Raw genomic sequence first — 9,624 nt, 5'->3', positions numbered from 1 at the left:
AATAATCTGACTTAATCGCACGTTCCCTAATGGACATGACCAGAGATTGCAGCACTAAAAAAGACTGCTGATACCTTAATGAGGTAAAAAATACGCCAATCAGGTAGTGTCGGCCGAAGCTTTTTTATCGGCGCTTTAATGTTTCTGATGGCAACTCTGAAAACATTTTTTTGTAGTCAGATGAGAAACGTCCAAGATGCATAAAGCCATAATCCAAAGCGATCTGAGTCACATTGCGTATATCACTGTTTAGCGCTATCTCTTTTCTTAAATGCTTGAGTTTGGTTTGTTTGATAAACGCTTTGGGAGTATTGTGATAATGCTTGGCGAATAAGTTGTAGACTGTTCTCACGCTAATATGAGCCACGTTAGCCAACTCTTCGATACCTATGTCTTGTTTGATATTGCTATTAATATATTGCAGTAGTGTGGTGAAACAACGGTCGCTCAGTTCTGGGTCTTGTGAGTTCTGCGTATTGTTATCGAATTGCTGAAAGAGCTTGCGAATCAGAAGGTTTCTGTAAGGGGATTGTAGCTGTAGAAAATCTATTTCTGAGTCATTTGCCTCGTGTAAAATAGCGTCGATAAGGCTCAAAAAGCCAAGTGATTTGTTTAGTTCAATAACCTTTCGTTCGAATAAAACACCAGAGCTTGGAATATCCCTGTTTTGCTCTAGACATAAGTCATCAATGAAAATCTGAGGTACCTTCACAATTACTTTTTCACAATCAGCTGAATATGAAATATCCATATTTTCATGTGGATTCATCATCAAGGCTTGACCAGGCTTTAACAGTAAAGATTCTTCTTCAAACTGCCAGCAGCATTGGCCATGCGTGACAACTTGAAAATGATAGACATCGTTTAAATCCGCGCAGTGAATTTTCACCTCACTACCATAACGAATGGAAGATAATCCTAACTCAGCGAAATTTCGATGCTTAAGTTGAGACGGATAATAATTACAATTTTTAACCGATTCATACACCAAAGTATGATGACCAATATGATTATTTATATAATTTGAAATCTCAAGCGGGTGAGCTTGGTTAAAAACAACAGCGTTACTGAGAGCGTTAATAAACATAGTCTTTGACCATTATTTGTAATTATTATTAGTTTATTGATATTAGGCTAATTTATAGCCACTAACAATTATTAATTATTAGTTTATTCTAATGGATTTTTTCTCAATCGGACTTATCGCGCTGATAGAAGAAGGCAAATTAACCCACCAGTGTGGTGAGTAAATATGCCTAAACGAATAATTTTATGTCGTCCTACAAAACAGATATATGATCAAAACGTTATGGACTTAAAAAAGCCCCTAGTAAAGACGCAAGTTGTTCTGGTGATTCCACCGATGGAACATGACCAATCTGATTGATAACTTCTAGCTTGTCGACTTGTAGCAGCGAAGCAAGTGTTTCCATCAGCTCAGGTGACGTCGCGATGTCTTTTTCACCACAGATTAATTGTATCGGTAGTGGACTTGGCCCCAATGTATCGGTGAGGTCCATATTGCCAAGCCAAGCACAGAGTGCGCCGTAGCTGAAGTCATCGACGTGGGCGAGCTGTTCTTGCCAGTAGCTTGCCAAAGCAGGTTTAGTTTGCACGCTGTGCTCACTAAACCAACGTAGTACTAAGGTTGCCGTCATACTCTCCAAACCCAGAGCCATAACGTCCTGTTGGCGAGTTAGCCACGCCTCTTTGCTGCCAATTTTTGCCCCAGTATTGGTTAAGGTCGCACTCAACAAACGCTCAGGATATTGAGTCACTAGTTGTTGGCCAATCATGCCGCCTATGGATGTGCCCACGTAGTGAAATTGCTTAATACCCAGTTCATCGCATTTTTCAATTAATGGATTTATCAAGTCATTTTCTGTTAATGGTGGAGCGTTTGGATCGAGGGGGGCGCTAAGTCCATGCCCTGGAAGATCCCAGCGGATAACGCGAAAATGCTTTAATAATTCTGGTATAATGCCATCCCAAACTCGGCTGTTCATTCCCAAAGGGTGACCAAGCACTATAGTAGATTTATTGCTATCGCCTTCCAGCGTAAAAAATAGCTTCTTCATTAAATGTCGCTCCGTTCGATCAGCATTGCAATACCCTGTCCGACGCCAATACACATGGTGCAAATGGCATAGCGTCCACCAGTACGTTCTAACTGCATAGCAGCTGATTGTAATAGCCGAGCACCTGACATACCTAATGGATGTCCAAGGGCAATCGCGCCACCATTTGGGTTAATTCGTTCATCTTCTGGTGAAAGCCCTAATTCTTGTATACAGGCTAACCCTTGCACTGCAAAGGCTTCATTTAATTCGATCACATCCATGTCGGCGAGAGTAAGGCCGGTACGTTTTAGTAATTTTTGTACGGCGGGAACTGGTCCCATGCCCATCACTGTCGGTTCCACACCAGCGGTTGCCATACTAATAATTTTCGCTAAAGGTTCTAGCTTGTGTTTCTCGACCGCTGCTTTACTGGCAATCAACATTGCAGCGGCACCGTCGTTTATACCGGATGCATTGCCGGCCGTCACTGAGCCATTATCTCGAAACGGCGCTCTAAGTTTTGCTAAATCTTCTAAGGTGGTATCAGGACGTAGATGTTCGTCTTGATCTACGATGATTGGATTACCACGTTTTGGCTTGATCGTAATCGGGGTTATTTCTTCGGCGAAGCGGCCTTCATCTTGTGCCGCTTTGGCTTTTTGTTGAGAACGCAAAGCGAATGCATCTTGCTGTTGACGCGTTATGTTGTAGCGCTCAGCAATGTTTTCCGCTGTTTCTGGCATGGATTCAGTGCCATACAATGATTTTAATACTGGATTAATAAAACGCCAGCCCATTGTGGTGTCTTCTAATGTTTGCTGTCTATCAAATGCTGCGCTTGGTTTGCCCATAACGAATGGAGCACGAGACATGGATTCAACGCCGCCGGCTAATATTAATTCAGCTTCACCGGCCTGAATGGCTCGAAATGCGGTACCGATAGCATCCATACCTGATCCGCATAAACGGTTCATCGTTGTGGCGGATACGCTATAGGGCATTCCAGACAGCAGTGTAGCCATGCGCGCCACGTTACGATTGTCTTCACCTGATTGATTGGCACAACCAAAAATAGCGTCATCAATGGCCGCGGGATCAAGGTTTGGAGCATCACCTAGCACAGCTTGAATGACTTGAGCTAGCATGTCGTCTGGGCGCACTGCTGCAAGGGAACCTGCATAACGGCCAACGGCGGAGCGTTTAGGGTGACAGATGTAAACCGAGCTCATATTGCCTCCTGAGCACTGTGTGCTTTTTCAGTTCGTGCTTTTAATTCGCGTAATACGTGCAATTCTTTTTCGCTTGGTACTGGTGTCGTCTCAAGCGCATCGGCGAATTTTATTTCCCAACCTGTGGCTTCAATAATGTCTTCTTTCGTTGTGCCTGGGTGTAAGCTCGTAACGATAAGTTCTTTGGTTGCTGGGTCTGGTTTTAAAATACATAAATCCGTAATAACCACACCTGGGCCACGACCGATATTTGGTAGATTATCGCGGCCTTTGCCATCACGTCCAAAACCAATCGTTGTGATAAAATCAACGTCTTTTACGAACGTACGTTTTGAATGTTTAACGGTAATAAAGACTTCTTTGGCGTTGGTAGAAATTTCCGGAGCACCACCACCACCCGGTAAACGGACTCTTGGATTTGCATAACTGTGAGCGCCATTTTTGCCGCCTTCAGGATGATTAGCAGCAATAACCGTGGTATTCAAATTGGCAAAACGGTCGATCTGCGCTGTCCCTAAAAAGCCCACATCGATGTGGCCACCTTGTAGCCAATAACGGAACATTTCTGGTACAGATACGGTGGTGAGAGCCGATTCACACAGTTCGCCATCACCAATAGACAACGGCAGCACATCGGGTTTGGTTTGCAAGGTGCCAGATTCGTAGATCAGGGTAACATCTGGAGCATGAGTCAAACGCGCTACGTTAGCGGCTTCGCTAGGCAAACCAATCCCCACAAAACAGGTCATATTATTGGTTAAGGCGCGTGCTGCTGTGATGGTCATCATTTCAGCAGAAGAATATTGAGTCGTATCGTTATGGGTTGTCATATTAAACATCTCCTTGGCCAAACACATGGGATTCCAACCATTGGTTGAAGCTGTCTCTGTCGCGACTGATGTTGTCCCATTGTTTGTAATAGTTGTTGTCTCTGTCGTAATAACCAAGCGCATAAGAAGGCTTTGCACCTTCCGGTGCGACCGCAATCGCGTCAATTGCCCAGGCTGGTAAGACGCAAGCGTTTGGCGTGACTTCCAAGTCATCGACAATCTCTTCTACTGTGACAATGCTGCATTTAGCGGAAAGTACAACTTCTTTTTGAACGCCAATAATTCCTTCGATAAGCACATTGCCTGCGCGATCGGCTTTTTGAGCATGAATAATGCCCACATCCGGTTTAATGGCTGGAATGGCCGCTAGCTGTTCGCCAGTAAAAGGGCAGGTTATGGAGGCAATCTCTTTGTTGACCAACGGTAGCTCACTACCTATGTAGCCGCGAAAAACCGCCAATGGTAAACCCGCCGCGCCAGCTTCATAAGCATTCGCCATAGCAGCATGGCTGTGTTCTACCGTTTCTAGTGCGCAAGGGTAATCATTTTCTATGGCATCACGAACTCGATGAAGCGAACCAACACCAGGGTTTCCGCCCCAAGAAAAAGTGAGTTTTCGCACACAGCCCGCGCCGACTAATTGATCATAAATCAGATCGGGTGTCATACGAATGAGAGACAGATTGCGTCGTTTCTGACGAATGATCTCGTGTCCTGCAGCGAAGGGTATTAGATGGGTAAAGCCTTCAAGCGCAATGGAGTCACCATCTTTTACATAGGTGGCGACAGCGTCTTTCAATGTCATAAACTTCGTCATAATGTTTCCTGTTCGCTATACGAATTTAAGTTTGCAATACGAACAAGATAGATCAATACTAGCGTGATGGTCAAGTGCTATAGGCACATTTTTTATTTTCTCTTGTCTAGAATTTGGTTGAAAAAGTGTTCTTTGCTAGCGAGTCAGTAGCGAATCAGAAATAATGGAGAGGTTGTTAATAGAGATGAGTAAATTGGCTATGAATGAGGAAATGCTGTCACCGGATCATAGGGACTATGTCGGTGCACTTGCGTCAGGACTAGGTGTCATCATGGCATTTGATCCACTACATAAAAAAATGACCTTGTCTGAGGTCGCCGAGCAAACTGGTATGGACCGTGCCAAAGCACGCCGTTTTTTACTGACCTTAAATGCGTTAGGCTACATAAAACGCGAAGGGAGACAATTTACCTTAACCCCGAAAGTACTAGGTCTGGGTTATGCATATAATGCTAGTAACGACCATCTGAATGTGGTGGAACATTATTTACATGAAGTAACCGCACGACTGGGCGAATCCTCTTCGTTAGCGGTACTAGATGACCAAGATGTTATGTACGTTGTGCGTTCTCCTGCCTCCCATCGTTTAATGTCGATAACGTTAAGTGCAGGAACACGATTGCCTGCGGCTTATACTTCGATGGGTCGAATGCTAGTTGCAAGCTTGCCGATTGAAAAGCAAAAAGAGTGGATCAAAAATCTCTCTCTTGAGGCGTTCACTCAAAATAGTATTGTCGATAAATCAGTTTTTGAGCAAATGATTGAACAGGTTGCAGAGCAAAATTTTTGTATAGTGGATCAAGAACTGGATCTTGGCTTGCGTTCGTTAGCAGTGCCCGCGTTTACTTTTGATGGTACGTTACTTGGTGCGATTAACCTTAGCACGAATGCATCGCGAGTATGTCATCAAGCCTTGATAGAAGAATGCTTACCTGTCCTGCAGGAGGCCGCAGAACAGATTCGTCTGCACACGAAATAGAGAGCTAAAGCATCTAGTAAAACCGATTGCTAGCGATACTGGTCGCTTTGACGATTCTCAACCAGGCTTTTAAGAATCTCAACGGCCAGCGCCGTAATGGCATCCATCGGTTCCTTTCTACGACTAAAAATCACCGGGGAGGTGATAGATTTATCTCGCAAAGGAATGAACACTAAGTCATCTCGACCAAAATGTTTAACTTGCTCGGACACCAATGCAAACCCCATTTCAGAAGCAACCAAGCCTAACGCTGTTTGTAAATCATTCACTTGCTGAGTCACCTTTGTGGCCAGACCACGGCTAGTAAAAAGAGACAGGCAAATATCTGCAAAAGTCGGCGTGGCCGATTGGTTTGCTGGGTACAAAATCATTGGTATCTTAGCCAGTTCTTCCAGCGTTGGTTCACCTTTTTTAAGAAGAGAGTGACCAATATGCAATGCGACTAATAAAGGCTCATTAAATAAAATAGTTTGTTCCACTTGTTCGTCGGGAATGGTTAAGCGACCAAAACCAATATCAATTTTGCCTGTCTTCAACGCCTCAATTTGCTCGCCTGTTTTTAAATCATGCAGTAAAATATCTGCCTTGGTTTGTTGGCGTAAATCCCTCACCAGAGATGGCAACTGCCCATAAAACACCGACGGCACAAAGCCAATACTGAAGACAGTTTTCTGGTTTTCAGCAATTCTACGGGTGTTTTCAACCACAGTATCAGCTTTAGCCAACATCTGTTTAGCTTGCTCCCAAAAGTACTCACCAGCTGGGGTTAATGTTAATCCTCTAGAGTGTCTTTCAAACAGCTGTACTCCCAACTCCTCTTCCAATTGCTTAATCTGCCTAGTCAGTGGTGGTTGGGCAATAAAAAGCTTCTCCGCAGCGCGGGTCAGGTTTTTTTCCACGGCAACCGCACAAAAATATCGAAGATGTCTTAATTCCATAATTTGTCCTGTAATTTCACTGATTTTGTCTCTGTATGTCTTGCATGCAATTATTCTATTTAGCCACAACCCATACTTAAAAGGTATCGATAGATACTAAATTGATATTTGTTCTCTGTTTCGAGTGGGTCTAGTGTAAGAAAAAACAAAACGGACACATTTTAGTATGACATCGAAAATCACCTATATTGAAACAATGATTGTGGATATACCTACCATTCGCCCTCACAAACTATCGATGACATCCATGGCAGTGCAAAGCATGGTGATTGTTCGAATTAAAGATGACCAAGGTTTTGAAGGGGTAGGCGAGGGCACCACTATTGGTGGCTTGGCGTATGGCCCTGAAAGCCCTGAAAGCATCAAAATGAACATAGATACTTATCTCGCACCGTTATTGATTGGTCAATCATTAGACAGTATTAAGTCTTTGATCCAGCGCATGAGCTTGACGGTACGCGGCAATATGATCGCGAAATCAGCGTTACAGACAGCGCTTTTAGATTTGCAAGGTAAGCATTTAGGTGTGCCGGTTTCTACTTTACTCGGTGGGGCGATTCATCAGCACATTCCCTGTCTTTGGGTATTGGCGTCAGGAAATACGGATAAAGACATTGCCGAGGCCAAAGCGCTTATCGCGAGTGGTCGACATTGTGAATTCAAACTGAAAATTGGTTCTCGTCATGTCAATGAAGACGTGGCCCACGTTGCCTCCATTAAAGCAGCACTTGGTGAGGGGGTCAGCGTACGTGTCGATGTCAACCAAGCATGGGATGAAGCGACAGCGACAAAAGGCATGGCAGCACTACAAGCGGCGGGTGTGGATTTAGTCGAACAGCCAACCCCAGCAAAAGAATGGGACGCACTGGCTCGATTATCACAGAAATTTACCATTCCCATTTTAGCCGATGAAGGTGTTTCTGATGCTGTGGACATATTCCAATTGGCTCAGCGTGGTTTCAACGGCGGCATCGCATTGAAAATTGCCAAGTCAGGTGGACCCATTGAAGCGCTTTATGCGGCAACAGTGTCCTCGTCTAGTGGCATGGGATTGTATGGTGGTACTTTATTAGAAGGCTCTATAGGCACTGCGGTTGCCATTCATGCTTGGTCAACCTTACCCAAATTGCATTGGGGAAGTGAGATGTTTGGCCCGCTTTTGCTGCAAGATGACATTATAAAACAGCCACTGAATTACCACAGCAATGGCGTTGTTGTTCCCCAGTCCTCAGGCTTGGGAGTTGAAATAGATGAAGAGAAGCTGAGGCTTTATCGACGTAAATAGTCCTACATCAACGCAAATGATAATGAGGAAACGAACATGCTTTTTAAAGTTGAAATGACAGTGAATATTCCTAAAGACCTACCCACGGCAGAGGCGGACGCGATTAAGTTAAAAGAAAAAAACTACTCACAGGAGCTGCAAGAAGCGGGTATTTGGGTTCATTTATGGCGCGTAGTGGGTCAATATTCTAACGTCAGTATTTTTGATGTTAGGGACAACGCCCACCTACACGAGGTGTTAACTGGACTGCCCCTGTACCCTTTTATGAAGATGAATGTCGTGGCGCTTTGTCAACATCCTTCTTCCATTAAATAAAAATATTTATTGGTAAAAAATAAAAATTAATCTAAGTGTTTACTTAAGCACATCAAAGTGGAGAGATGAAATGACTGTAAAAACAATTAAAACAGCAGCGGTACAAGAGTTAATTAAAAAAGTAGCTGGTTTAGATAATGATAAAGGTAATCCACGAGTAAAAGAAATCATGTATCGACTAATCTCTGATATATATAAAATTATCGATGATCTTGATATTACTCCGGATGAATTTTGGCATGCTGCGAACTATATAAATGAACTAGGTAGTAACAAAGAGGCTGTACTGTTAGCCCCAGGCCTAGGGTTCGATCATTTTTTAGACATTCGTGAGGATGCTAAGGACGAAGCAGCGGGGCTTTCAGGTGGCACGCCACGTACGATTGAAGGTCCATTGTATGTTGAAGGGGCACCGACTTCTCAAACAGAAACTCGGATGGACGATGGTAACACACCTGGGCAGGGTATGTGGTTGCACGGTCAAGTACGAGATGAAAATGGTAATGCTATTGCTGGAGCACTGGTTGATATTTGGCATGCGGATACTAAGGGTGCTTACTCATTCTTTGATACTACGCAGAGCGAGCTTAACTTACGTCGTAAAGTGCTTACGGATGAAAACGGCTATTATTTCGCACGAAGTATTGTACCCAGTGGTTATGGCTGCCCACCAGAAGGGTCTTCAATAAAAGTGCTAAATCTACTTGGTCGTCATGGAAATCGTCCAGCTCACATTCATTATTTTGTATCAAAACCAGGCTGTAAACATTTAACAACACAAATTAATCTTGCAGGCGATGAGTATACATATGATGATTTTGCTTTTGCCACACGCGATGAGTTAGTGGTAGAAGCTGTGCTTTCCAGTGACAAAGATATGATTGAGAAGCATGGATTTGGGGGTGAATATCTTGATGTAGAATTCAATATTACTTTGATTAAGTCAGATAAAGTTGAGTTGGAGTCTAAGCATACTCGAGAGCGTGTATCCCTCAATTAATATAATCTTAGTTTAAGTCGGTAAAATTAATAATTTTGCCGACTCTTTTTTAAACTCTTCCATTCGATTTTAAAATACTCCCATTTGATGTTTTCAAAAATTTTTAAATTTGTGAATTCCAATAAAATGTCTTTTGATAGTTGGATATAAGCCTTTCAGTTTTTATTTAGT

Annotated in this window: 10 protein-coding genes; 4 read left to right on the top strand and 6 right to left on the bottom strand. The window is 43.3% G+C overall.

Annotated features, from left to right (window positions below):
- Nucleotides 1-124: 124 nt before the first annotated feature.
- From EBI00_RS15670 to EBI00_RS15650, 5 genes are all read right to left on the bottom strand, one after another.
- Complete coding sequence (locus EBI00_RS15670; RefSeq protein WP_123096873.1) at nucleotides 125-1,087, bottom strand: AraC family transcriptional regulator; 963 nt, start codon at nucleotides 1,085-1,087, stop codon at nucleotides 125-127.
- Between the two features lie 220 nt (nucleotides 1,088-1,307).
- The gene (locus EBI00_RS15665; RefSeq protein WP_123096872.1) at nucleotides 1,308-2,078 is read right to left on the bottom strand and encodes an alpha/beta fold hydrolase; all 771 of its coding nucleotides are present in this window, start codon (nucleotides 2,076-2,078) and stop codon (nucleotides 1,308-1,310) included.
- Complete coding sequence (gene pcaF / locus EBI00_RS15660) at nucleotides 2,078-3,289, bottom strand: 3-oxoadipyl-CoA thiolase (RefSeq protein ID WP_123096871.1); 1,212 nt, start codon at nucleotides 3,287-3,289, stop codon at nucleotides 2,078-2,080. The genes EBI00_RS15665 and pcaF overlap by 1 nt, the downstream gene beginning before the upstream one ends.
- Entirely contained in the window at nucleotides 3,286-4,119 is an 834-nt protein-coding gene (locus EBI00_RS15655; protein WP_123096870.1) for a CoA-transferase subunit beta, read from the bottom strand. The genes pcaF and EBI00_RS15655 overlap by 4 nt, the downstream gene beginning before the upstream one ends.
- 1 nt (nucleotide 4,120) lies before the next feature.
- Entirely contained in the window at nucleotides 4,121-4,936 is an 816-nt protein-coding gene (locus tag EBI00_RS15650) for a CoA transferase subunit A (protein WP_123096869.1), read from the bottom strand.
- 184 nt (nucleotides 4,937-5,120) lie between these two features.
- Between EBI00_RS15650 and EBI00_RS15645 the strand changes: the two genes are divergently transcribed.
- The gene (locus tag EBI00_RS15645) at nucleotides 5,121-5,915 is read left to right on the top strand and encodes an IclR family transcriptional regulator domain-containing protein (RefSeq protein WP_241557072.1); all 795 of its coding nucleotides are present in this window, start codon (nucleotides 5,121-5,123) and stop codon (nucleotides 5,913-5,915) included.
- A 29-nt stretch (nucleotides 5,916-5,944) separates the two neighbouring features.
- On the opposite strand, the gene EBI00_RS15640 is transcribed toward EBI00_RS15645, so the two are convergent.
- A complete protein-coding gene (locus EBI00_RS15640; protein WP_123096868.1) occupies nucleotides 5,945-6,853 on the bottom strand; it encodes a LysR family transcriptional regulator in 909 nt (302 codons plus the stop codon).
- Nucleotides 6,854-7,019: 166 nt separating this feature from the next.
- On the opposite strand from EBI00_RS15640, the gene EBI00_RS15635 reads away from it, so the two are divergent.
- From EBI00_RS15635 to catA, 3 genes are all read left to right on the top strand, one after another.
- Nucleotides 7,020-8,138, top strand: coding sequence for a muconate/chloromuconate family cycloisomerase (locus tag EBI00_RS15635; protein ID WP_123096867.1), 1,119 nt, complete (start codon nucleotides 7,020-7,022; stop codon nucleotides 8,136-8,138).
- A gap of 36 nt (nucleotides 8,139-8,174) precedes the next feature.
- Nucleotides 8,175-8,453 carry a muconolactone Delta-isomerase gene (catC, locus tag EBI00_RS15630; protein ID WP_123096866.1) on the top strand — a complete coding sequence of 93 codons (279 nt, stop codon included), beginning with the start codon at nucleotides 8,175-8,177 and terminating at the stop codon, nucleotides 8,451-8,453.
- 70 nt (nucleotides 8,454-8,523) lie between these two features.
- Nucleotides 8,524-9,453 (top strand): catechol 1,2-dioxygenase, encoded by a 930-nt coding sequence (gene catA / locus EBI00_RS15625; protein WP_123096865.1) that lies wholly within the window; start codon nucleotides 8,524-8,526, stop codon nucleotides 9,451-9,453.
- Nucleotides 9,454-9,624: the final 171 nt, after the last annotated feature.

The organism is Marinomonas hwangdonensis, assembly GCF_003721245.1.
GTDB classification, from domain to species: Bacteria; Pseudomonadota; Gammaproteobacteria; order Pseudomonadales; family Marinomonadaceae; genus Marinomonas; species Marinomonas hwangdonensis.
Note: the sequence above shows the minus strand (reverse complement) of the source record. Positions and strands in the feature narration are given on the sequence as shown.

Excerpts from the sequence above, each read along its gene's own strand:
- EBI00_RS15670 (WP_123096873.1), bottom strand. The coding sequence starts at position 1,087 with ATGTTTATTAACGCTCTCAGTAACGCTGTTGTTTTTAACCAAGCTCAC.
- EBI00_RS15665 (WP_123096872.1), bottom strand. The coding sequence starts at position 2,078 with ATGAAGAAGCTATTTTTTACGCTGGAAGGCGATAGCAATAAATCTACT.
- pcaF (WP_123096871.1), bottom strand. The coding sequence starts at position 3,289 with ATGAGCTCGGTTTACATCTGTCACCCTAAACGCTCCGCCGTTGGCCGT.
- EBI00_RS15655 (WP_123096870.1), bottom strand. The coding sequence starts at position 4,119 with ATGACAACCCATAACGATACGACTCAATATTCTTCTGCTGAAATGATG.
- EBI00_RS15650 (WP_123096869.1), bottom strand. The coding sequence starts at position 4,936 with ATGACGAAGTTTATGACATTGAAAGACGCTGTCGCCACCTATGTAAAA.
- EBI00_RS15645 (WP_241557072.1), top strand. The coding sequence starts at position 5,121 with ATGAGTAAATTGGCTATGAATGAGGAAATGCTGTCACCGGATCATAGG.
- EBI00_RS15640 (WP_123096868.1), bottom strand. The coding sequence starts at position 6,853 with ATGGAATTAAGACATCTTCGATATTTTTGTGCGGTTGCCGTGGAAAAA.
- EBI00_RS15635 (WP_123096867.1), top strand. The coding sequence starts at position 7,020 with ATGACATCGAAAATCACCTATATTGAAACAATGATTGTGGATATACCT.
- catC (WP_123096866.1), top strand. The coding sequence starts at position 8,175 with ATGCTTTTTAAAGTTGAAATGACAGTGAATATTCCTAAAGACCTACCC.
- catA (WP_123096865.1), top strand. The coding sequence starts at position 8,524 with ATGACTGTAAAAACAATTAAAACAGCAGCGGTACAAGAGTTAATTAAA.